The sequence below is a fragment of the Streptomyces sp. NPDC029216 genome (genome assembly GCF_040648015.1).
In the GTDB taxonomy this organism is placed as follows: Bacteria; Actinomycetota; Actinomycetes; order Streptomycetales; family Streptomycetaceae; genus Streptomyces.
Genome location: NZ_JBEZWL010000061.1, coordinates 19,650 through 43,036, shown reverse-complemented (window position 1 = coordinate 43,036; position 23,387 = coordinate 19,650). Strand labels below are relative to the sequence as shown.

Sequence of the window (23,387 nt, the reverse complement as noted above, 5' to 3'; positions counted from 1 at the left end):
GTGGTGGGGGGGGTGGGGGGGGGGGGGGGGGGGGTGGTGGGGGGGGGGGTGGGGGGGGGGGGTGGGGGGGGCCGGGGGGGGGGGGGGCGGCCCCCCCCCCCCCCCCCCCTCAGCGGCGGCACCGGCCGTACGCCGCCGACGGGCCGGCCGCCGCCGGTCGTCGGCTCGCCCGCGAACCCGGCGAGCAGCCGCGGGTCGGCTCCCGCCCAGGCGAGGGCGGCTGCCGTGACGGGGATGCGCGCCCGGTCCGCCCCGTCGGCGATCTTCACGGCGACGGCGCTGCCGTCGGGCAGTGCGGCCACCTGGACCCCCTCGAAGCCGTCCTTGGCCAGCAGCCCGGGCACCGCGCGCATCAGCTCGGCCGTGTCCCGCCCGGTTCCGGAGGCCATCTCCGGGTGGAGGCGCAGCGCGTCCGCCACCCGGCGCTCGGCGGTGTCCGGGGCGGCCGTGGCGAGGCGGGCCGCGGCTCGGGCGAGGCCGTGCAGGGACACCGAGAACAGCGGGGCTCCGCAGCCGTCCACGGTGACGTTCGCGATGTGCTGGCCGGTGAGTTCCCCGACGACCTCGGCGATCGCCGTCTGGAGCGGGTGGGCGGGGTCGAGGTACGTCTCCAGGGGCCAGCCCGCCAGCTTGCACAGGTACAGCATCGCCGCGTGCTTGCCGGAACAGTTGTGTGCGAGCCGGGAGGGCCCGCGGCCCTCGCGTACCCAGGCGTCCCGGACCGCCGCGCCGTACGGCAGGCCGGGGACGTTGCGCAGGTCGTCCTCGGTGGCCCCGGCCAGTTCGAGGATCAGCCGGGTGCCGGCGAGGTGGTGGTCCTCGCCGGAGTGGCTGCCCATCGCGAGGGCGAGCAGGGCGCCGTCGAGCGGCAGGCCGGCGCGCACCATGGCGACGGCCTGGACGGGCTTGAGGGCCGAGCGCGGGTAGCAGGCGGCCTCGATGTCGCCGATGCCCAGCCGGACGTCGCCGGCGCTGTCGAGGACGACGACGGAGCCGTAGTGGACTCCCTCGATCACGCCGCCCCGGGTGACATGGGCGACCGGTGCGTACCGGGGCTCGCGGATCGCGGGTGCGTCCGCCAGGAGACTGCTGTGCATCACTGCCTCGTTCGGTGGTGGGTTGCCGCGTACGGCCCGGCGTCCGTCTCAGCCCTCGCGCTCGGCGGCGGTGCGCGCCACGCGGCCGCGGACCGCGTACCAGCCGGCGACCAGCGCCGCGCCGATCAGCGGCACGCACAGCACGGTGGTGCGCGCGGCCCCTCCGTCGGCGTACATGAGGACGAGGACGGAGGCGAGGAAGGCCAGCGTGACGAGTTCGGTCCACGGGGAGCCGGGCAGGCGGTAGGAGGGACGGGTCAGTGCGCCGTCACGGGTCTTCTTCCAGAAGAGGAGGTGGCAGACCATGATCATGCCCCAGGTGGCGAGGATGCCGATGGCGGCGAGGTTGAGCACGATCTCGAACGCGTCTGCCGGGACGACGAAGTTGAGCGCGACGCCGAGGACGCACATGCCGCTGGTCAGCAGGATCCCGCCGTAGGGCACCTGGGTGCGGCTGAGGCGGGCGGTGAAGTGCGGGGCGGAGCCGTTGACGGCCATGGAGCGCAGGATGCGGCCGGTGGAGTAGAGGCCGGAGTTGAGCGAGGACATCGCTGCGGTGAGGACGACCAGGTTCATCACGTCGCCGGCCGCCGGGACGCCGATGTGGGAGAGCACGGTCACGAACGGGCTCTGGCCGGCGCTGTAGCTGTTCCACGGCATCAGCATCGACAGCAGGACGACCGAGCCGACGTAGAAGAGGCCGACGCGCCACATGATCGAGTTGATCGCCCTGGGCATGATCTCCTCGGGGTTCTCGGTCTCACCGGCCGTGACTCCGACCAGTTCGACGGAGGCGTAGGCGAAGACGACGCCCTGGATGATCAGCAGCATCGGCAGCAGGCCGTTGGGGAAGATCCCGCCGTTGCCGGTGATCAGGGCAGGGCCGGGGACGGTTCCGTCGACGGGGTGCCGCGTGGCCAGCAGGAAGATCCCGATGGCCATGAAGACGACCAGCGCGCCGACCTTGATGATGGCGAACCAGAACTCCAGTTCGCCGAAGATCCGTACGGAGATGAGGTTGACGGTGAGGACCACGGCCAGGGCTATGAGCGCGATCACCCACTGCGGGATGTCGGAGAACAGGTGCCAGTAGTGGGTGTAGGTGGCGACGGCGGTGATGTCGGCGATGCCGGTGGTCGCCCAGTTGAGGAAGTACATCCAGCCGGCGGTGTACGCCCCCTTCTCTCCGAGGAACTCCCGGGCGTACGAGACGAAGGCGCCGGAGGACGGCCGGTACAGGACGAGCTCGCCGAGCGCGCGCACGACGAGGAACGCGAAGACGCCGCAGACGGCGTAGGCGACGAACAGTGAGGGCCCGGCCTCGGCGAGGCGTCCGCCCGCGCCGAGGAACAGTCCGGTCCCGATCGCGCCTCCGATGGCGATCATGTTGACGTGCCGGGGTTTCAAGGACTTGCTGTAGCCGGTGTCCCCGGCGTCGACGTGACGGGTCGTGGGGCGCTTCTCGTCTTTGAGGAACTGCTCGCTCACGCCTCGGGTCTGCCTTCCGTGGAAGTGGTCGTGCGCTGGGGGCGCACGATGTCGGTGAGGGTCGTCTCGACCCTCAGCAGGTGGTGGGACATGGCCTCCACCGCGTCGTGCTCGCAGCCGTCGACCAGCGCCTCGAGGATCGCCCGGTGCTCGCAGTTGGACTGCTCGCGCCGGTTGCCGAGTTCGTTGAGGAAGGTCGACTGACGTGCCAGTGCGTCGCGGATCTCCTCGATGACGCGGCGGAAGACGGGGTTGCGGGAGGCCTCCGCCACCGCCAGGTGGAAGACGGTGTCCATCGCCACCCACGCGGTGGTGTCGGTCTCCTGCTCCATGCGGTCGAGCAGGTGCGCCAGATGGTCCAGGTCCTCCGGAGTGCGGCGCAGGGCCGCGTACCCGGCGACCGGGATCTCCACGTGGCGGCGCACTTCCAGCAGGTCGCTGGCGGCGTAGTCGCCGAAGGTGGGGTCCTCGACGGTGTTGGCCAGGACGAAGGTGCCCTTGCCGCTCTTGGAGACGGTCAACCCCATGGCCTGCAGGGCCCGGAGTGCCTCCCGCAGTACGGGCCGGCTGACTTCGAGGGTCCGGCACAACTCGGCTTCGGAGGGGAGTTTGTCGCCCACCGCGTACTCACCGCGCTCGATGGCGCTGCGCAGGTGGCCGAAGACCGCTTCCATCGCGCTGACGCGCCGGGGAAGGGGGCCAGCTGTCTGGCTGTCTGACAGGTTCACGCTGCGATCTTGCGCGGTGCGCACCGGGGTGTCAAGACACCCGTGTCGGGAAAGTCCGGCCCGGCGCGCTTCGCTCCGTGCGCGCATTCCGTCCGGCCGTCCGGGCGGGACCGGTACCTTCGGCGGAGCCCGCGGCAGCCACCAGGGCCTGCATGACCAGTGCGTCGGCGCCCATCTCCGGGTGCCACTGGACGCCCACGGCGAAGCGGTGCCGGGTGCTCTCGATCGCCTCGACGGTGCCGTCCGCCGCACGGGCGGCGACGATCAACCCCGCGCCGAGGCGGTCGACCGCCTGATGATGGTGTGTGGCGACCTGGCGCGTCCCCGGCAGGAGGGCGCCGATCCGTGTCCCGGGCACGGTGGTCACGGCGTGGGCGCAGAAGTGGCCCCGGTAGGGGTTGTGGCCGTCGTGGCCCACGGTGTCGGGCAGGTGCTGGATGAGGGTGCCGCCCTCGTGTACGTTCATCAGCTGCATCCCCCGGCACACCCCGAGCACGGGTATGTCGCGGGCGAGGCCGGCGGCCAGCACGGCCCGCTCCCACCTGTCGCGCTCGTGCACCGGCGGCCCGGTACGCGGATGGGGCACGGCTCCGTACAGGGCGGGATCCAGATCCTCGCCCCCCGCCAGGAGGATCGCGTCCAGCCGCTCGACCACGTCGGCCGCGGCCTCCGGCAGGTCCGGCGGCAGCAGCACGGCGCGTCCGCCGGCCGCCCGGACGCAGTCCGCGTAGGCCGCGGGCAAAACTGCGGCGGGCAGGTCCCACTCGCCCCACTGTGCGGTGGTGAGGTAGGTGGTGAGTCCGATGAGTGGTGGCTGGGGCATACCACTTCCTTTCGGGGCATGAGGGGTGACCGTCGAGGGCCGGAGCCGAACCGTCCGCCCCCGCCACGGCAGGCTGGGGCGGGAGGCGAGGCGTTACGGGCAGAGGCCACCGTGACGGCGGGGGAGGGGTGTTCGCGGCCCAGGAGCGCAGGCTTGCGTTTTTCCTGCCGCGAGCAAGAATCCTGCTGGCGTTCACCCGCAATCACAAGAAAACACATCTTCGCGACAGATAAGTGAGCCTTAACTCCGTGCACGCACTCGACCCCCGCCTGCTCGCCACCCTCGAAGCCGTCGTGCGGCACGGCTCCTTCAGCGCCGCCGCACGCGAACTCGGCTACAGCGCGCCCGCCGTCTCCCAGCAGATCGCCGAACTCGAACGCCGCGCCGGCCTCAGGGTGCTCGAGCGCCGCCCCGTGCGTGCCACACCGGCCGGCGAAGTCCTCCTCGACGCGGAGCAGGGCGTCCGCAGTACGTTGGCGGCGGCGTCCGTCGAACTCGGCGCCATACGCGCCGGTACGGCCGGACGGATCCGGCTCGGCGCCTTCGCCTCGGCCGCCACCGGCATCGTTCCGCAAGCACTGGCCCGACTCCACGCGGCCTACCCCCACGTGCAGGTCAGCCTCTGCCAGCTGGAGCCGGAGGCCGGCTACAACCGGCTCAAGCGGGGGGACATGGACCTGGCCCTCAGCTACGACTACGACTTCATCCCCGTCCCGCCGCCCAGGACGCTGCGCCGCACGCTCGTCGCACGGGATCCGGTGGTGGCCGTGGTCCCGGCACACCACCGCCTGGCCGACCGGGAGGTCATCGACCTGGCCAGCCTCGCGTCCGAGACCTGGATCGCGGCTCCGGAGGCCGCACTGCGCCTGGAACTGCTCTCCCAGATGGCCAACACGCCCGGCTTCCAGGCCCGCGTGCAATACGAGGGGGACGACTTCAACACCGTCCTCGGCTTCGTGGCCGCAGGCCTGTGCGTGGCCGTGATGCCGCGCCTCGCGCTGCCCCGCACCAACACCCAGGTCGTGGCCCGTCCTTTGGCCGAGCCGCAGCTGACGCGCTTCATCTACGCCGTCCGCATCGACACCCGGCACGCCCCGCGCGCCGTGCTGGACCTGGAACAGATGCTCGCCGCGCAGGCGCTCGCCGCGGTCTCCTGAGGCGTACGGCGCCCCGAGGCCGCGAGGTGAACGGATCGGGGAGTACACGTGAAAAGCGGCCAACTTGACGGCCGTCGCACGCGCGTAGACCTCACCGGCACACCGGACTTCCCACCGTGTCCGACTACCGGACACGGTGGCTGAAAGTTAAACTATTGTCTGGCGGGCGCACTACGTTTGCCGCGGTTGACGTTCCACCGAGAGGAAACCCCTCATGACCGCAGCCGACAGCGCGCCGGGAACGGCCCGCGTCCTCAACGGCTACCGCCCCGAGGACGGCTTCATGGCCGCAGAGCTGGACCCGCCTCCGGCCGAGTACGTCTGGCACGACGAGCACGCCGAGCAGCAGGACCAGCGTTATGGCCCGGGAGTGGGCTACCAGCAGTGGCTGGCAGTGGACGCACGCGACGGCGCCGTCTGGTTCGGCGACACCGACTGGCGGGCTCCGGGAGAATCCCTCGGCAGCCGACTCCCCGGCGTCCCCCGCAGGGCACTCGGGGACGGGGCCGTCCCCGCCCCCGGAATCATGGTGCAGCTGCTCGGCCACCTGACCCACGACGAACAGCGCGGCTGCACGTGGCGCTTCTTCAGCGCCGAAGAACTGCACGCGCTCGCGCTGCGCGTACTGCCCGCCGTGCAGCGGCTCGTGGACTCGATCCACCGGATCGGGCCCGAAGGCGAAATGGAGTGGTCGGCCGAGGCGGCGACCGCATGGGACGACATCGAGCACGCCGCGACCCCCACCTTCGACCCTTCCGGGGAACTCCGCCGGCCCGCACCGCGCACGACACCGGTCCCGGCCTGGCGCGTCGAGGTCGGCGCCTTCCTGGCCGCCAACCCCGAGCTGTGCGACCCTTCCTGGGGCCTGGCCACGGACGCGGAACTCGACGCCTACGCCGACTACAGCCCCCAGAACGGCTACGGCGGTGTACCGGGGCGGATCTGCCGCGCCGCCGACCGGCAGATCGAGGACGGCTTCACCTTCTACGGCCACCGCGCCGCCCTGTACGCCTACCGGGCACGGGCCTGTGGCGACCGTACTCCGACGGACGCCCGCGTCTGGCTGGAGACGACGGAGGCCGGGCGGGACACCTGGGAGGCGGCCAAGCCCCCCGGCGCCACCCTCGCCGACGTCCCCGACTGCGTGCTGGCGTCCCTGGGCGAAAGGTTCCAGAACGCCGCGCACGAACACGGGCTGGTCCTGACGGGCCTGACCGCCTATCTCCGACGGCTGCGCGGCGAGGAACGCTCCGCCGTCGACCGGCAACTCGTCCACGAGGCCGAGGAAGTCGAACGCCTTGAAAGCATGCTCAAGGACTTCCGCGCCGCACGTAACCGCACGGTGACGCGGATCCTGGCCTGGTCCGACGGACGCGGGGACGCGGAGATCGCCCGGCTGGCGTCCCTGCCCGATGCATACGTCAGTGACTGGAGGGCCCGCCTGACCGACGAACAGACCACCACGACCCCCGGACCGTGAAGCCCGCGCGGCTACTGCCGTAGCGTCAGGCCCCGGCCCTGCGCTTGTTGTAGACGTCGAAGCCGACGGCCGCGAGCAGTACCAGGCCCTTGATCACCTGCTGGTAGTCGGTACCCACGCCGACCAGCGACATGCCGTTGTTCAGCACGCCGAGCACCAGACCGCCGGTGAGCGCACCGAGGACGGTACCCACACCGCCGCTCGCGGAGGCACCGCCGATGAAGGCGGCGGCGATCGCCTCCAGCTCGAAGTTGATGCCGGCCTGCGGCGTACCGGCGTTGAGCCGCGCGGCGAACACCAGCCCGGCCAGGGCCGCGAGGACGCCCATGTTCACGAAGGCCAGGAAGACGACCCGCTTGCTCTTCACCCCCGACAGCCGCGCCGCCGCCTCATTGCCGCCGATGGCGTAGGTGTGCCGGCCGAGGATCGAGTTGCGCATCACGTATCCGAAGGCGACCAGCAGGACACCGAGGACCAGCAGGACGATCGGCACGCCGTGGTAACTGGCCAGCAGGAGCGTGAAGGTCACCACCGCCGCGGTGATCGCGCCGAGCTTCATCAGGAACAGCCCGGCCGGGAGCGGCTCCAGCCCGTACGAGGCGGCCCGCCGCCGTCCGCGCACCTCCTGCAGGATCGCGACGGCCAGCACCGCGAGGCCCAGCAGCAGGGTGAGGTTGTGGTAATCGGTGTGGGGGCCGACCGCGGGGAGGAAACCGCTGCTGATGTTCTGGAAGCCCTTGGGGAACGGCGCCACCGACTGGCCCTGCAGGAGGATCTGGGTCCCGCCGCGGAACAGCAGCATGCCGGCCAGCGTGACGATGAACGAGGGGATCCCGAGATAGGCGATCCAGAACCCCTGCCAGGCTCCGGCGAGCGCCCCGATCAGCAGCGCGGCGACCAGCGTCACGGGCCAGGGCGTCCCGTGCTCGACCATCATCACGGCCGCGGCCGCACCGACGAAAGCGGCGAGTGACCCGACCGACAGATCGATGTGCCCGGCGATGATGACGATCATCATGCCGATGGCCAGGATGAGGATGTAGCCGTTCTGCTGGATCAGGTTGGTGATGTTGAGCGGCTGGAGCAGGATGCCGTCCGTCCAGAACTGGAACAGCAGCACGATCAGCGCCAGTGCGAGCAGCATCCCGTACTGGCGCAGGTTCCCGCGCAGTGCTCGGGCCAGTACGGCACCGGCCGAAGGCCGTTGGCCGGTCCTCGGCGTGCTGGGCGCGGAGTCCGGGGTGGTCTTGGTCTGGGCCATGCCTCACACCTGCTTGTCGGGGGATGCCGCACTCATGGTCATGAGCCGCATGAGGGATTCCTGGGTGGCTTCCGCACGGTTCACCTCACCGGTGATCCGGCCGGCGGCCATGGTGTAGATCCGGTCGCACAGGCCCAGGAGTTCGGGGAGTTCCGAGGAGATGACGAGCACCGCCTTGCCCTGGGCGGCGAGTTCGGCGATGACGGTGTAGATCTCCGCCTTGGCGCCGATGTCGATGCCCCGGGTGGGCTCGTCGAGGATCAGTACCTCCGGCTCGGCGAAGATCCACTTGCTGAGGACGACCTTCTGCTGGTTGCCGCCGCTGAGCTTGCCGGTCTCCGCGAACACCGAGGGGGCCTTGATGTTCAGGGACCGCCGGAACGATTCGGCGATCCGTGCCTCCTCGTGCCGGTCGACCCATCCGCGCCGGGCGACCTTGCCGAGGGCGCTCAGCGAGATGTTCCGGCTGATGTCGTCGTTGAGGTTGAGGCCGAGCTGCTTGCGGTCCTCGGTCACGTACGCGATGCCGTGTCCGATGGCCTCCGGCACCGTCCGGGTACGGATCTCGCGGCCGTCCAGCCGCACCCGGCCGCCGGTCCAGCGCCCGTAGGAGCGGCCGAAGACGCTCATGGCCAGTTCGGTGCGGCCGGCGCCCATGAGGCCGGCGATGCCGACGATCTCACCTCGGCGGACGTTCAGCGAGACGCCGTCGACCACCTTGCGCCGGTGGTCGATCGGGTGCCGCACGCTCCAGTCCTCGATCGCGAAGGCGACTTCGCCGACCGCCGGGGTGCGCTCCGGATAGCGGTGTTCCAGGTCGCGGCCCACCATGCCACGGATGATCCGCTCCTCGGAGACGCCCTCGGGACCGATCGCGAGGGTCTCGATGGTCCGCCCGTCGCGCAGGATGGTGACGGCGTCGGCGACCCGGGCGATCTCGTTCAGCTTGTGCGAGATGAGGATGCAGGAGATGCCCCGGGCCTTGAGTTCGAGGATCAGGTCGAGCAGCTTGCGGCTGTCCTCGTCGTTCAGGGCGGCCGTCGGCTCGTCCAGGATGAGCAGCTTGACCTTCTTGGCGAGCGCCTTGGCGATCTCCACCAACTGCTGTTTGCCCACGCCGAGATCGGCGATCCTGGTGTGCGGACTCTCGTCGAGTCCGACCTGCCGGATCAGGTCGGCGGCGTGGGTCAGGGTCCGGTGCCAGCTGATGACGCCCCGGCTGGCGTGCTCGTTGCCGAGGAAGATGTTCTCGGCGATGGACAGGTAGGGCACCAGCGCGAGTTCCTGGTGGATGATCACGATGCCGCGCTGCTCGCTGGCCCGGATGTCCCGGAACCGGCAGGGTTCGCCCTCGAAGTAGATCTCGCCCTCGTAGCCGCCGTGGGGATAGACCCCGCTGAGCACCTTCATCAGGGTGGACTTGCCGGCGCCGTTCTCACCGCAGACGGCGTGCACCTCGCCGGCGGCGACCGTCAGGTTGACCTCGGAGAGGGCCTTGACACCGGGAAACGTCTTGCTGATCGACCGCATCTCGAGAACGGGTCGGGCCATGGTTGTGCATCCGTATCGTCGGGGCGGTGCGGTGCCGGGTGGTCTCCCGGACTGCGCACCGCCGGTTCGGCGTCGCCGGACCCGTCGGCCGGGCCCGTCGGCTACTTGAGCTGGTCCGCGGTGTACTGGCCGCTGTCCACCAGGACCTTCCGGTAGTTCTCCTTGTCGACGCTGACCGGCTGGAGCAGCTGCGCCGGTACGATCTTGACGCCGTTGTGGTACTGACGGGTGTCGTTGACCTCGGGCTTGCCGCCGGTCAGCAGGGCGTCGCCCATCTGGACCGCGGCCTTGGCCAGTTGGCGGGTGTCCTTGTAGACGGTCTGGGTCTGCTCGCCCGCGATGATCGACTTCACCGAGGCCAGCTCGCCGTCCTGGCCCGTGACGACGGGCAGGGGCCGGCCCGCGCCGTAGCCGACGCCCTTGAGCGAGGAGATGATGCCGATCGAGATCCCGTCGTACGGCGAGAGCACGGCGTCGACGCGGGCGGCGGTGTACGACTTGCTCAGCAGGTTGTCCATCCGGGACTGGGCCAGACCACCGTCCCAGCGCAGTGTGGCGATCTGGGCGAGGGAGGTCTGGCCGCTCTGCACGACCAGCTTCTTGTCGTCGATGTACGGCTGGAGGACGCTCATCGCGCCGTTGTAGAAGAACGCGGCGTTGTTGTCGTCCGGTGAGCCGGCGAACAGCTCGATGTTGAAGGGGCCCTTGCCGTCCTTGAGGCCGAGCTTGTCGACGATGTAGCTGCCCTGGAGGACGCCGACCTTGTAGTTGTCGAAGGTCGCGTAGTAGTCGACGTTCCCGGTGCCGCGGATCAGCCGGTCGTAGGAGATGACGGGGACGTGGGCGTCGGCGGCCCGCTGCAGCACGTTGGTGAGCGAGGAACCGTCGATGGCGGCGATCACCAGCAGCCTGGCTCCCTTGGTGATCATGTTCTCCACCTGCGAGACCTGGTTCTCCACGACGTTGTCGCCGTACTGGAGGTCGGTCTTGTAGCCCTTGGCCTGGAACTCCTTGACCATGTTGTTGCCGTCGTTGATCCAGCGCTCCGACGACTTGGTCGGCATCGCGATGCCGATGAGGCCGCCTTTGGCGCCCCCTTCGCCGCCCGCTCCGTCGCCTGCTCCGTTGGCGCTCTGGCCGCAGGCTGCCAGCGACAGCGTCAGGCCGAGGGCGACAAGTCCCGCTGAAAGCTTCCGCACAGTTCCTCCAGTGATGTTCCGCGACCGGCACGGTGCGCTCCGGCTGGGAGAACCGGAAGCGGTCGAGCGGAGTCGGCCGGGTGTCGCGTCCTCGCACGGTGCGAAGGCGGATGTGCAGCGGCTCCGGCCTGGCGATCCTGAGTGTTAACGCTCACAAGTGCGCCGTCAAGGGTCTGTACGGATCATCGTGTCGGGCAACTGCGGTGCAGGGGGCTGCCCTTCCCTGCGGTGCGCCTCAGGGTCGGGTGCGCTGGGGTGCGCTGATCCTCCGGGTGATGGCTTCAGTGGCTCGGGGGAGATGTTGTTAGCGCTAACATTTCCCTTCTCTGTGAGGGCCCGGAGCCGGGCCGTGCACGTCACGGCCCGGCTCACGGGGACTCCGGGTCAGCGGGCGCCGAGGAGGTGTTCGAGGGCGAGCTGGTCCAGGTGTTCGAAGGCCATGCCGCGGCGGGCGGCGGCATCGACGTCGAACTCTTCGAAGACGGACCGGTCGGCCAGGAGCCCGGCCAGGCCGTCCTCGGCGGTGGGGAGGGCGAGTTCGGGCAGTCGGGAGGCGGTGAGCGCGGCCCCGACCTCCGGATCGGCGCGGAAGGCGCGCGAGCGCTCCGCCAGGAGCAGGTAGTTGCGCATGCAGGCGGCCGCCGAGGCCCAGACGCCGGCGGAGTCCTCCGTGCGCGGCGGCTTGAAGTCGAAGTGGCGGGGGCCGTCGTAGCCCGCCGACTCCAGCAGGTCGACCAGCCAGAAGGCCTGGCGCAGGTCGCCCGCGCCGAAGCGCAGGTCCTGGTCGTACTTGATGCCGGACTGGCCGTTGAGGTCGATGTGGAACAGCTTGCCGTGCCACAGGGCCTGGGCGATGCCGTGCGGGAAGTTCAGCCCGGCCATCTGCTCGTGGCCGACCTCCGGGTTGAGGCCGACCCGCTCGGGCCGCTCCAGTGCGTCGATGAACGCGAGGGCGTGGCCGATGGTGGGCAGCAGGATGTCGCCGCGCGGCTCGTTGGGCTTGGGTTCGATCGCGAAGCGAAGGTCGTACCCCTGCTCCTCGACGTACTCGCCCAGCAGGTCGAAGGCCTCCTTCAGCCGGTCGAGGGCCGTGCGCACGTCCTTGGCCGCGCCCGACTCCGAGCCCTCGCGGCCGCCCCAGGCGACGTAGACCGAGGCGCCGAGTTCGACGGCCAGGTCGATGTTGCGGATCGTCTTGCGCAGCGCGTAGCGGCGTACGTCCCGGTCGTTGGCGGTGAACGCGCCGTCCTTGAACACCGGGTGGGTGAAGAGGTTGGTGGTGGCCATCGGCACCTTCAGCCCGGCCGTGTCGAGTGCGGTGCGGAAGCGCTTGACCGCCTGTTCGCGGGCGGCGTCGCCGGTGGCGAAGGGGATGAGGTCGTCGTCGTGGAACGTGACCCCGTAGGCGCCGAGTTCGGCCAGCCGCTGCACGGTCTCGACCGGGTCGAGGGCGGGCCGGGTGGCGTCGCCGAAGGGGTCCCGCCCCTGCCAGCCGACGGTCCACAGGCCGAAGGTGAACCTGTGCGCGGGGGTGGGGACGAGCGGGTCGCTGGTCATGAGGCGCTCCGGATCGGGCCGAGGTCTATTTGTAAGGGCGAAAAACAAATTAGTATGCCGAGACGCCAGAAGGAACCCCACCGGAGGGACCCCATGTCCGCACAGCGTGTCGTGATCGGTGTCGACAGCTCGACCCAGTCCACCAAGGCACTCGCCGTCGACCTGGAGACCGGCGCCGTCCTGGGCGAGGGCCGCGCCGCGCACACCGTCAGCGCGGGCCCCGGACGCGAGAGCGACCCCGAACAGTGGTGGCGGGCGCTCGGCGAGGCCACGGCGGCCACCGGCTGGGCGGACCGGGCCTCCGCCTGCTCGATCGCCGGCCAGCAGCACGGCCTGGTCACCCTCGACACGGCCGGCCGGCCGGTGCGCCCGGCACTGCTGTGGAACGACGTCCGCTCGGCCCCGCAGGCCGCCGGACTCGCAGCCGCGTTCGGCCCCGCAGAGCTCGCCCGCCGCACCGGAAGCGTCCCGACGGCCGCCTTCACGGCCGCCAAATGGGCCTGGCTGCAAGCGAACGAGCGTGCCGCCGCCGACCGTGTCGCGGCCGTCCGGCTTCCCCACGACTTCCTGACGGAGCGGCTGACCGGTGAGGCGGTGACGGACCGCGGTGACGCCTCGGGAACCGGATGGTGGGGCCCGGACGGCTACGACCGGGACGTTCTGGGCCGGATCGGCCTCCACCCCGGGCTGCTGCCGCAGGTCCTCCCGCCGGGCGCGCGGGCGGGCCTCGTCCGAGCCGGGATGCCCCTGCGCGAGGGCGCGCTCGTGGCCACCGGGACCGGTGACAACATGGCCGCCGCCCTCGGGCTGGGCCTGACCCCCGGACGCCCGGTACTGAGCCTCGGTACCTCCGGCACCGTCTACGCCGTCGGCCGGACCCGGCCCGCCGACCCGAGCGGAACCGTCGCCGGCTTCGCCGATGCCCTCGGCGGCTGGCTGCCGCTCGCCTGCACGCTCAACTGCACCCTCGCCGTCGACCGCTTCGCCGCCCTCACCGGCCGCGACCGCGAGGACGTCGAGGCGGGCGGCACGGTGGTGGTGCTTCCCTACCTCGACGGCGAACGCACCCCCGACCTCCCGGGTGCTTCCGGTCTGGTCCACGGCCTGCGCCACGACACCACACCGGGACAGCTGCTCCAGGCCGCCTACGACGGCGCCGCCCACGCCCTGCTCGCGGCCCTGGACGACGTACTGCGTGCCGGAGGGGAGACCCCCGCCCCCGACGAACCACTGCTGCTGATCGGCGGCGGAGCCAGAGGCAGGGCCTGGCAGCACACGGTCCTGCGGCTGTCCGGCCGAGCCGTTCAGGTGCCCGAGGCCCGGGAACTCGTCGCGCTCGGGGCCGCCGCGCAGGCCGCCGCCCTGCTCACCGGTGAGCCCGCCGACGCCGTGGCCCGGCGCTGGCGGACCGCCGAGGGCCGGGTGCTCGCGCCCGTTCCCCGTGACGACGACACGCTCGAACGGATCACCGATACCCTGCGGCGGGCACGGGCCCTGCAGGAGGTCCCGCCGGAACAACGACAGGAGGGACGGGGGCGATGACCGCCATCGGCAGGACGGGCGCCGGAGTGGAGACCGCGCCCGCCTCGCAGCAGGGGATGCGCCGGCAGAACCTCGCAGCGGTGATCGGCGCGATCGCCGCACACGGCCCGCTCTCCCGGGCCGACGTCGCCGGACAGACCGGCCTGACCAGGCCGGCCGTCTCCTCCCTGGTCGACGAGCTCATCGGCCGCGCCGCGCTGACCGAGACGCAGACCGCCCCCAGCGGACGCGTCGGCCGCCCCGGACGGGCACTGGCCCTGAACGACCGGGGACCCGCGGGCCTCGGCCTGGAGATCGGCGTCACCCATCTCGCCGCCTGCGTCGTGGACCTGCGCGGCGAACCCCGCGTGTGGCGCCGGGCGGAGCGGGCCAACGCCGGCCGGCCGGCCGCGCAGGTGCTGGCGGAGGCCGCCACGCTGGGCGCCGACGCGGAGTCCGAGGCCGCCGCTCTCGGCCTGCGCGTCGAGGGCCGCGTGCTGGCCGTGCCGGGGGTGGTGCCGAACGCGCCCGGCGGACTGGTCGCCAACGCCCCCAACCTCGGCTGGCAGGCGGTCCGCCCCGCCGACCACTGGCCCGACCCCGACACCGTGCCCGAGCCGGAGAACGAGGCCAACCTCGGCGCGCTCGCCGAGCAGTGGCACCGGGGCCACCCCGCCGATACCTTCGTCCACGTCTCCGCCGAGGCAGGAATCGGCGCCGCACTCGTCATCGGCGGGCAGCTGTTCCGGGGCGCACGCGGCTTCGCGGGCGAACTCGGCCACCTGCCCGTCCACCCGGAGGGCGCCCGCTGCGCCTGCGGGGCGCGCGGCTGCCTGGAGCAGTACGCGGGTGAAGCAGCCGTACTGCGCGAGGCCGGGCTCGCGGACGTCGGCGACCCCGTGGCGCTGCTGGCCGAGCGGGCGGCCGCCGGGGACGCGGCGACCCTGCGCGCCCTGGACCGCGCCGGACGGGCCCTGGGCCTCGCCCTCGTCTCCGCGGTGAACCTGATCGACCCCGACGGCCTCGTCCTGGGCGGCGCCTACGCCGAACTCGCCGACTGGCTCCTCCCGCCGATACGCGCAGAACTGGCCGCCCGGGTCACGGTCCGGCCCTGGAACCCGGAGGCGGTGCGCCCCTCCGCCCTGGGGCGCCGCGGACCGGTCCTGGGCGCGGCGTGGTCGACCGTCCAGCGGATCATCGCCGACCCCACCCGCCTGCCCGTTCGCCGGGCCGTATGAGCCGCCGAGGCCGGCACCGAGGCACCCGTCCCGGCTGCCGGGTGGGGCTACGCGTCGCCGGGAGCGTGCAGCCGTCCCGTCCGGGCCACGCGGGAGTACCAGCGCGCGCTCGATTTGGGCGTCCGCTTCAGGGTGTCGTAGTCGACGTGGACGGCGCCGAATCGTTTGGCGTAGCCGTAGGACCACTCGAAGTTGTCGAGCAGCGACCAGAGGAAGTAGCCGCGCACGTCCACCCCGTCCGTGATCGCCCGGTGCACGGCTTCGAGGTGCGCGTGGACGTAGGCGGCGCGCTGCGGATCGTGGACCGTGCCGTCGGGGCCGACCACGTCCTCGTACGCGGCGCCGTTCTCGCTGATGACGAGGGGGAGACCGGGATAGCGGGCGGCGGTGCGGATGAGCAGGTCGTAGAGCGCACCGGGATCCACCGGCCACCCCATCGCGGTGCGTTCGCCCGGCGCCTGGTGGAAGGCGATGTCGTCCGCGCCGGGCCAGGGCGAGTGCTCGCTGTGGCCGTGACCGTCGTCCTGCGGCCGCTCGGCGCCCTCCGTGACGTGCGAGACGACGGTCGGGGTGTAGTAGTTCACGGCGAGGAGGTCCAGGGGCTGGTGGATCGTCGCGGTGTCGCCGTACCGGACGAAGGACCAGTCGGTCAGGTGCGCGGTGTCCACGAACAGGTCCCGGGGGTACGCGCCCTCCAGCATCGGGCCCAGCCAGATCCGGTTGCCGACGGCGTCGATGCGGCGGGCCGCCTCCCAGTCCTCGGCCGACGGGGTCAGGGGGCGGACCTCGTGCAGGTTGAGGGAGACCGCGATCTGAGCGTCGCCGGGCAGCGAAGACCGCAGGACCTGGACGGCGAGGCCGTGACCCAGGTTGAGGTGGTGGGCCGCGCGCAGGGCGGCGACCGGGTCGGTCCGTCCCGGGGCGTGGACGCCGGAGCCGTAGCCGAGGAACGCGCTGCACCAGGGCTCGTTGAGCGTCGTCCAGCGCTTCACCCGGTCTCCCAGGGCATCGGTCACGAGGCCCGCGTACGCGGCGAACCGCTCGGCGGTCACGCGCTCCGGCCAGCCCCCCGCGTCCTCCAGGTCCTGGGGCAGGTCCCAGTGGTAGAGCGTGAGCGCCGGCTCGATGCCCGCGGCGAGCAGTTCGTCGACGAGCCGGCGGTAGAAGTCCAGCCCCTTCTGGACGGCGGGTCCCCGGCCGGTCGGCTGTACGCGTGACCAGGAAACGGAGAACCGGTAGGCCCCCAGGCCGAGTTCGGACATGAGGCGGACGTCCTCGGGGAACCGGTGGTAGTGGTCCACGGCCACGTCACCGGTGTGGCCTGCGAAGACCTTGCCGGGGGTGTGCGAGAAGGTGTCCCAGATGGACGGGGTCCGGCCGCCCTCACGGGCGGCTCCCTCGATCTGGTACGCGGCGGTGGCCGTGCCCCACAGGAAACCGGACGGGAAGGTGCGGGTGGTGGTCAGTGGCCGGGTCTCGGGCACGGTCATAGGAGAACGCTCCCAACGCTGGATCGGAGGAGGTCGTACCGGACGGGCGGTGCTGGAAGAGGGGGCCGGCGGCCGGCCGTCGTGCGAAGGACGCCGTCAGTCCTTGACGGCGCCGGCGGTGATGCCGCCCACGATGTGCTTGCCGAGGACGGCGAAGACCAGCAGCAGCGGCAGCGTGGAGATGAGGGCGCCGGTCAGCACGACGGCCTGGTCGACGGTGTGGTTTCCCGCTCCGAGGCCGGCCAGGGCGACCTGCAGCGTCGGGTTGCCGTCGGGGGTCAGCGCGATGAACGGCCAGAAGAAGTCGTTCCAGGCCTGGACGAAGACGAGCATCCCGAGGACCGCCATCGCCGGCCGTGCCACGGGGAACACCACGTGCCAGATGATGCGGAGGCTGTGCGCGCCGTCCATCCTGGCCGCCTCCACCAGCTCCACCGGGAGTGCCTCGATGAGGTACTGGCGCATGAAGAACACCCCGAAGGCGGCGACCAGCGAGGGCAGGACGACCGACTGGAGCTGATCGACCCACCCGAGGTCCGTGACGATCTGGTAGAGCGGGATCACGCTGAGCTGCGGCGGGATGGTCATGGTGGCCACCACGAGCGCCAGCAGGGCACCCCGGCCCTTGAAGGGCAGTTTGGCGAAGGCGAATCCGGCCAGGGTGGAGAACAGGACGGTGGACAGGGCCACCAGGCCGGCCACGATCGTCGTGTTGACCAGCGCCTCGCCCATGTCGACCTGGTTCCAGGCGAAGGAGAGGTTGTCGAGCAGCCGGGGGCCGGGCAGCAGCGGCGCCGGGGCCTTCACCACGCGCTCGCCCGTGTGGGAAGCGGCGACGAGATTCCAGTAGAGCGGGAAGAGGGAGACCAGGGCGGCCAGACCCAGCAGGACGTAGGTCAGCGGTCCGGCGTGGTGCTGACGGCCGGCCGACGGGCGAAGACGCCTGGCGCGCGGCGCCCCGGACGTGGTCGTGGTCGTGGTCGTGTCGAGTGTGCGGGCCATGGGTTCAGCTCCCCGCCTTCGTGCGCCGGCGGCCGGCGCGGTCGCGGTCGCGGTTGCGGTTCGAGCGCGAGATCAGGGTCTGGAGGCCGCCGATGAGCAGGAGGAGCAGGAGCATGACCCAGGCGAGGGCGGAGGCCTGGCCCAACGCGCCGGTCACCCAGCCCTTCTCGTACATGAGCAGGCTCAGGGTCTGGAATTGGTTGCCGCTGCCGCCGCTGATCCCCACGCTGCCGCCGAAGAGCAGCGGCTCCCCGAACAGCTGGGTGGCGCCGATGGTCGAGACGACGGCGGTGAAGAGGATCGTCGGCCGGATGGAAGGGACGGTCACGCTGACGAACTGGCGCCAGCGCGAAGCCCCGTCCAACGCCGCGGCCTCGTAGAGGTCCTGCGGTACGGCCTGCATCGCCGCCAGGTAGATGAGCGCGTTGTAGCCCGTCCAGCGCCAGGTTACGATCGTCGAAATCGCGATCTGCGCGGGCCACTTGGAGGACTCCCAGTCGACCGGTGCGAAGCCGGCCCAGCCCAGGACCGTGTTGATCAGACCGTAGTCGGTGTTGAAGAGCTGGGCGAAGACGAGCGTGGCCGCCGCGATGGAGGTGGCGTACGGGGCGAGGACCGCGACCCGGAAGAAACCGCGGCCGCGGAGCCGGTAGTTGAGCAGGTGGGCCAGGCCCAGGGCCATCAGCAGCTGGGGAACGGTCGAGATCAGACCGATGGTGAAGGTGTTGGCCAGCGCGTTCCAGAAGAACTCGCTGGTCGCCAGGGAACTGTAGTTCTCCAGCCCCTTCCACTGGGCGTCGCCGCCGAGCTCGACCCGGTGGAGCGAGAGCCAGCCCGTGTAGATCAGGGGGAAGAGTCCGAAGGCGGCGAAGGTGAGGAAGAAGGGGGCGACGAAGACGTACGGGACCGCCTTCAGATCGAGGCGGTACAGAGTGCTGCGCCAACCGGTGCGGCCGGAGGGCCGCTGCCCGTGGGAGCCCGGGCCGGCGCCGGAGCCCGGGGCTTGTGCGGCGGGCGGCGCGGAGCCGTCGCCCGCCGCCCGTACGGAGGTGGCCACGAGGGCTTCCTTCCAGGTCGATGCGTGCCGTGATGCGGTGGTGCCGGTGATCGACGGCCCGCCTCACCCGCGGGGAGGCGGCGGTGGCGGCGGGCCGTCACACCGCCCCCGCTAGCGGTCGATCTTGTCGGTGACCAGCTTCCTGACGTTCTCCCAGGCCTTCGCCGGGTCGGTGCCGCGCTGCTCGATGTCGAGGATGCCGTTGTCGGTGAGGAAGGTCTTCACCTGGCCGTCCCAGCGGCTGATCGGGGCGGGCGTGATGCCGGCCGCGGCCTGCGAGTAGATCTTGCCGACCGGGGTGTCACCGAAGTACGGCAGCTTGGCGTCCTGGACGGTGGGGGAGGCGAGGGTGTCCTTGGAGGACGGGATGTTGCCGTTCACGCCGAAGACCTTCGCGTGCTGGGCCGGAGCGGTGAGCCAGGCGGCGAGTTCGGCCGCCTCCTTGACGTGCTTGCCCGACTTCGGCACGGCGAGGAAGGAGCCGCCCCAGTTCCCGGCCACGGGCGGCGCGGCGATGTCCCACTTCCCCTGGTTCTCCGGGCCCGCCTGTTCCTTGATGATGCCCGTCATCCAGCTGGGGCAGGCGACGGTGGCGAACCTCGAGTTCTTGAAGGCCGCGTTCCATGTGCCCTTCTCGTCGAACTGGCGCAGCCTGGCGGTCAGTTCGCCCTGCGCCGCCGCCACGGCGGTGTCCCAGGCCTTCTTCACGCCCGGGCTGTTCTCGTAGTCCAGCTCGCCCTTGGTGTTGGCGTACTGCACGGGCTCGCTGGCGATCACCGCGTTGAACAGCCCGCTGGCGGAGTCGTGGAAGGCGGTTCCGGCGGGGGCGTTCTTCTTGTACGTCTCCCCGGCCGCTATGAACTTCGCCCAGTCGCCCGCCCAGAGCCGGGCCACCTCCGAGCGCTCGGTCGGCAGCTTGGCCTGGGCGAAGAGGTCCTTGTTGTAGCAGATGGCCATCGGGCCGATGTCCGTGCCGAGCCCGATGACCTTACCGTCGCCCGTGGTGGCCTGCCTGACCTTCCAGTCGAGGAACGCGCCGAGGTCCGCGCCGCCCGTCTTGCCCAGATCGGCCCACTTGTCCGCCATCGCGGGGCCGGTCGCCTCGGCGATGTACCCCACCTCCAGGGCCTGGATGTCCGCGAGGCCGCTGTCGCGGGAGAGGCGCAGCTTGAGCGTGTCCCAGTACTTCTGGCCGTCCGCGACGTTCGATTCCTCGATCTTGATGCCGGGGTGGGACTTCTCGTACTCGGCGTAAAGCTTCGCCCCGGTGGCATTGTCGTAGCCGAAGGAGCCGAAGGTCGCGATCCGCAGCTTGATCTGCCGGCCCCCGTCCGCGCCGGCGCCCTCGCCGTCACCGCCTCCGCAACCGGTGAGCAGGGCCGTGCCGGTCACCACGGCGACGGCCGCGACGAGCGCGTTGCTCGCGGTGCGGCGGCCGCGACCACGTCTGCTGGAAGTGCGCATTCCACTCTCCTCGTCCAAGGTGGTGCTCGTTGTGCGCCAGGAGGTCCGGCGGCTGTTCGCGGCTCGGCGAGGACCCGCGCGGACCCGAAGCGAAGGCCGTTGTCGCACCCAGGATGGGAGCGCTCCCACATCGCTGCCGGAAGGTTGCTGCCTGGCGGGTATGGGTGTCAAGAGTTGAACACGGATTCCTTGGGTGAGGGCCTCCTGGGTGCGACCGCCACCCAGTCCTCGGGCGTAGGCCCCGGGGTAGTAATGCCGGCGTGGCGTGTTCAGGGAATCAAAGGTAGTGTGGGAGCGCTCCCACGAGGCTCATCAGCGTAAGGTGTGCCGCGCGACGCGGAGTGCGATGCACGAGGGGAGTTCGAGAGGCGTGAGCGGACGGCGGAACGGCAGGCCCACCCTGGAAGAGGTCGCGGCCCTGGCCGGCGTCGGACGGGGCACGGTGTCCCGGGTCATCAACGGCTCGCCGAGGGTGAGCGAGCAGGCCAGACAAGCCGTCGCCCGTGCGGTCGCCGAGCTCGGGTACGTGCCCAACCAGGCGGCCAGGGCGCTGGCCGGCAGCCGGACCGACGCGGTCGCACTGGTCATCCCGGAGACCGAGGCGCGGCTGTTCTCGGAGCCGTACTTCCTGGACCTGATCCGCGGGGTCAGCGCCGAACTCGCCCAGGCCGACAAGCAGTTGCTGCTCACCCTCGTCCGGACCGAGGCGGAGCGGCGGCGTTTCGAACAGTACCTGGCCGCCCAGCGGGTCGACGGCGTACTGCTGGCATCCGTCCACGGAGACGATCCCTTGCCCGACCGGGTGGCACGGCTGGGGCTGCCGGTCGTCATGAACGGCCGGCGCTCCGAGGCCGAACCCGTCGACTACGTGGACTCCGACAACATCGGAGCCGGACGCGCGGCCGTCGCCCACCTGGTGGGCCGGGGCCGCGGCCGGATCGCGACCATCAGCGGCCCGCTCGACATGTACGTGGCCCGCGCCCGTCTCGGAGGCTACCGTGCGGGTCTCGCCGAGGCCGGGATCGCCCCCGACGAGGCGCTCGTGGCGACCGCGGACTTCACCGAGGAGGGCGGCAGGCTGGCGATGCGCGAACTGCTGGAGCGCGCCCCCGGCCTGGACGCGGTCTTCGCCGCTTCCGACGTGATGGCGGCCGGCGCACGCGGGGTGCTGCGCGAGGCCGGGCGGCGGGTCCCCGAGGACGTGGCCCTCGTCGGCGTCGACGACTCGGTGGTGGCGCGCCTGATGGACCCGCCCCTGACGAGCGTGCGCCAGCCGATCGAGGAGATGGGCCGTACGATGACCCGGCTGCTGCTCCGGAAGATCGCGGAGGGTCCCGGAGCCGGTCCCGCGGCGGGGGAGGAGCAGCGGCGGGTCCTTCCCACGGAGCTGATCGTGCGGGATTCCTCCTGAGCGGCCGGCGCTATGCCCCGGTACCGACTGGTGCTGAGGCCTGAGCGCGGCACGGCCGGGAGCCGTACGGAAGCCGGGCGGCTCCGTACGGCTCCCGGTCCTTCAGCAGCGGCGGGTCACAGGGCCGGGTAGGCGTTCTTCATGAGTTCCTGGAACTGGGCGGAGAACCACTGTCCCGCGAGCGGTGCGTCCGGGAGCGAGCCCGACATGCTGTAGCCGTTGCGGACGTTGCCCGTGTAGGTGGGGTCGCACATCCGGTCGAAGCCCTTGCCCTCGTTGTTCGGGATCTCCTTGCTCGCCCCGTCCGACTCGCCCGGAGGCTTGATCCACACGTAGGCGTCGATGCCGGGTGCCGGTGCCGCCTGCGGCCGTTCACCGAGCCCGGCTCCCGCCTGGTTGCACCAGTTGCCGAGGTGGATGCGCCGGTCGTAGCGGCCGCCGTTGACGTAGGAGTCCACGCTGGTCGCCGCGCCGGGTCCGGTCGGGCGCGCCGTGCCGCCCCAGCCGTTGCGGGAGGTGTCGATGAGCATGCCGATGCCGGAGTCGAAGCCCAGGGAGACCAGCTTGGTGCGCATGGCCTGGGCGTAGGACAGCTCGTCGGTGTAGCGGTTCCAGTCGACCCACTTCGACTGGCGTACGGGGGTGCCGTTGACGGAGTCGTCGATCGTGAAGTGGTCCTCCTTCAGCGCGCTGTAGTTGGCCGTGTTGACGATGAAGCCGTGCACCTTGGAGAGCGTGGATCCCTCGGCGGTCGCGGCCTGCTTGAACATCTCCGCGGACGCGCCGAAGTTGTCGTCCCAGCCGAGCCAGCCGTGGTGGCCCGCGTCGACGTAGTTGTAGACGTTGGGGATCGAGCCCAGCTTGTTCAGTGCGTAGCCGACGCCCTTGATGTAGTTGCCGTTGGTCTTCATGACGTCGCAGGCGGGGGTGGCCGTCGGGCGCCCCGAGACGTTGGTGACGAGGTTCGGCAGCGAGTCGATCTCGACGGTGGTGACGATCCGCAGGCCGGCGTACTTGGGGTCGGCGAGGATCGCGGCGATCGGGTCGATGTACTGCGTCTTGTACTTGTCGATCTCGGTCGGGCCCAGTTCGCCGTTGGAGGCGAGCGCGGAGCAGTCCCGTCCCGGCAGGTTGTAGATCACCAGCTGGACGACCAGTTCGCCGCTGCCCTTCTGCCTCAGGGCCGCGTCGAGGTGGTCGCGCAGCCCCATCGTGCCGCTCGTGCCGGTGACGAGGGCGATCCGGTCCAGCCAGACAGCGGTGGGCTGGTTCGACACCCTCGTGCCGCCCGGCTCGGCGGCCGCCTTGGCGGACCACTCGGGATTCACGTACATCTTGGCGCCGGCGTAGGGGTTGTCGGCCCTGCCGCCCGAGGGCGGAGGCGTCGTGGGCGGTGTCGTCGGCGGTGTGGTGGGGGGCTGGGTCGGCTCGGTGGCACCGTTGCAGGTGACGCCGTTGAGCTTGAACGTCGCGGGCACGGCGTTCGTGCCGCTGTGGGAGCCGTTGAACCCGAAGGACGTGGAACCACCGGTGGCCAGCGACCCGTTGTACGAGAGGCTCTTGGCCGTCACGGCCGCCCCCGACTGGGTGATCGCGGCGTTCCAGCCCTGGGTGACCTGCTGGCCGTTCGCGTAGGACCACTCCAGGGTCCAGGCGGCGAGGGGGTCACCGGTGTTGGTGACGACCACGTTGGCGCCGAACCCGGTGCCCCACTGGTTCGTGATCTGGTATTCGACCTTGCAGCCGGCGGTGGCGGCGCCGGCGGAGGTACCGAACACGGTGGCGGTGGCGCCGGCGGCGGTGACGAGACTGAGGGCCGCCAGTAACGCGGTGCGGGGGATGATGCGGCTCATTTCGCGGGGT

The 23,387-nt window shown here is 71.3% G+C and carries 18 protein-coding genes; 5 read left to right on the top strand and 13 right to left on the bottom strand.

Annotation, left to right across the window (positions count from 1 at the left end; all coding sequences use genetic code 11):
* The 4 genes from AB0F18_RS21955 to AB0F18_RS21940 form a co-directional block, all read right to left on the bottom strand.
* Positions 1-1,097: asparaginase (locus tag AB0F18_RS21955; RefSeq protein WP_362063163.1), on the bottom strand; the 1,097-nt coding region annotated here is incomplete at its 3' end.
* A gap of 48 nt (positions 1,098-1,145) precedes the next feature.
* Positions 1,146-2,585 (bottom strand): amino acid permease, encoded by a 1,440-nt coding sequence (locus tag AB0F18_RS21950; RefSeq protein ID WP_362063161.1) that lies wholly within the window; start codon positions 2,583-2,585, stop codon positions 1,146-1,148.
* Positions 2,582-3,259, bottom strand: a complete 678-nt coding sequence (locus tag AB0F18_RS21945) for a FadR/GntR family transcriptional regulator (protein WP_362063165.1) — start codon at positions 3,257-3,259, stop codon at positions 2,582-2,584. The genes AB0F18_RS21950 and AB0F18_RS21945 overlap by 4 nt, the downstream gene beginning before the upstream one ends.
* Before the next feature lie 85 nt (positions 3,260-3,344).
* The gene (locus tag AB0F18_RS21940) at positions 3,345-4,136 is read right to left on the bottom strand and encodes a gamma-glutamyl-gamma-aminobutyrate hydrolase family protein (RefSeq protein WP_362063159.1); all 792 of its coding nucleotides are present in this window, start codon (positions 4,134-4,136) and stop codon (positions 3,345-3,347) included.
* 248 nt (positions 4,137-4,384) lie between these two features.
* Between AB0F18_RS21940 and AB0F18_RS21935 the strand changes: the two genes are divergently transcribed.
* Positions 4,385-5,293: a LysR family transcriptional regulator gene (locus AB0F18_RS21935; protein ID WP_362063157.1), complete on the top strand. Its 909-nt coding sequence runs from the start codon at positions 4,385-4,387 to the stop codon at positions 5,291-5,293.
* 214 nt (positions 5,294-5,507) lie between these two features.
* Positions 5,508-6,773, top strand: coding sequence for a hypothetical protein (locus tag AB0F18_RS21930; protein ID WP_362063155.1), 1,266 nt, complete (start codon positions 5,508-5,510; stop codon positions 6,771-6,773).
* Between the two features lie 25 nt (positions 6,774-6,798).
* Here the strand turns inward: AB0F18_RS21930 and mmsB are convergent, their stop codons facing one another.
* The 4 genes from mmsB to xylA form a co-directional block, all read right to left on the bottom strand.
* A complete protein-coding gene (mmsB, locus tag AB0F18_RS21925) occupies positions 6,799-8,034 on the bottom strand; it encodes a multiple monosaccharide ABC transporter permease (RefSeq protein WP_362063153.1) in 1,236 nt (411 codons plus the stop codon).
* 3 nt (positions 8,035-8,037) lie between these two features.
* Positions 8,038-9,585, bottom strand: a complete 1,548-nt coding sequence (gene mmsA / locus AB0F18_RS21920; protein ID WP_362063151.1) for a multiple monosaccharide ABC transporter ATP-binding protein — start codon at positions 9,583-9,585, stop codon at positions 8,038-8,040.
* A gap of 101 nt (positions 9,586-9,686) precedes the next feature.
* Positions 9,687-10,784: a multiple monosaccharide ABC transporter substrate-binding protein gene (gene chvE / locus AB0F18_RS21915; RefSeq protein WP_362063149.1), complete on the bottom strand. Its 1,098-nt coding sequence runs from the start codon at positions 10,782-10,784 to the stop codon at positions 9,687-9,689.
* Positions 10,785-11,168: 384 nt separating this feature from the next.
* The gene (gene xylA, locus AB0F18_RS21910) at positions 11,169-12,341 is read right to left on the bottom strand and encodes a xylose isomerase (RefSeq protein ID WP_362063147.1); all 1,173 of its coding nucleotides are present in this window, start codon (positions 12,339-12,341) and stop codon (positions 11,169-11,171) included.
* 93 nt (positions 12,342-12,434) lie between these two features.
* Here xylA and xylB point away from each other — a divergent pair, with 93 nt between their 5' ends.
* Both xylB and AB0F18_RS21900 read left to right on the top strand, forming a co-directional pair.
* A complete protein-coding gene (gene xylB / locus AB0F18_RS21905; protein ID WP_362063145.1) occupies positions 12,435-13,883 on the top strand; it encodes a xylulokinase in 1,449 nt (482 codons plus the stop codon).
* Positions 13,880-15,100 (top strand): ROK family protein, encoded by a 1,221-nt coding sequence (locus tag AB0F18_RS21900; protein ID WP_362063143.1) that lies wholly within the window; start codon positions 13,880-13,882, stop codon positions 15,098-15,100. Before xylB ends, AB0F18_RS21900 begins: the two co-directional genes overlap by 4 nt.
* A gap of 47 nt (positions 15,101-15,147) precedes the next feature.
* On the opposite strand, the gene AB0F18_RS21895 is transcribed toward AB0F18_RS21900, so the two are convergent.
* The 4 genes from AB0F18_RS21895 to AB0F18_RS21880 all read right to left on the bottom strand — a co-directional run bounded on the left by AB0F18_RS21895 (position 15,148) and on the right by AB0F18_RS21880 (position 20,113).
* A complete protein-coding gene (locus AB0F18_RS21895) occupies positions 15,148-16,590 on the bottom strand; it encodes a GH1 family beta-glucosidase (protein ID WP_362063141.1) in 1,443 nt (480 codons plus the stop codon).
* A gap of 96 nt (positions 16,591-16,686) precedes the next feature.
* On the bottom strand, positions 16,687-17,592 hold the full coding sequence (locus AB0F18_RS21890) for a carbohydrate ABC transporter permease (protein WP_362063139.1): 906 nt from the start codon (positions 17,590-17,592) through the stop codon (positions 16,687-16,689).
* 4 nt (positions 17,593-17,596) lie between these two features.
* Entirely contained in the window at positions 17,597-18,649 is a 1,053-nt protein-coding gene (locus AB0F18_RS21885; RefSeq protein ID WP_362063137.1) for a sugar ABC transporter permease, read from the bottom strand.
* 111 nt (positions 18,650-18,760) lie between these two features.
* On the bottom strand, positions 18,761-20,113 hold the full coding sequence (locus AB0F18_RS21880) for an ABC transporter substrate-binding protein (RefSeq protein ID WP_362063135.1): 1,353 nt from the start codon (positions 20,111-20,113) through the stop codon (positions 18,761-18,763).
* A gap of 346 nt (positions 20,114-20,459) precedes the next feature.
* Between AB0F18_RS21880 and AB0F18_RS21875 the strand changes: the two genes are divergently transcribed.
* Positions 20,460-21,524, top strand: a complete 1,065-nt coding sequence (locus tag AB0F18_RS21875) for a LacI family DNA-binding transcriptional regulator (RefSeq protein WP_362063133.1) — start codon at positions 20,460-20,462, stop codon at positions 21,522-21,524.
* Between the two features lie 116 nt (positions 21,525-21,640).
* Here AB0F18_RS21875 and AB0F18_RS21870 read toward each other — a convergent pair whose 3' ends face one another.
* A complete protein-coding gene (locus AB0F18_RS21870) occupies positions 21,641-23,377 on the bottom strand; it encodes a glycoside hydrolase family 6 protein (protein ID WP_362063131.1) in 1,737 nt (578 codons plus the stop codon).
* Positions 23,378-23,387 lie beyond the last annotated feature (10 nt).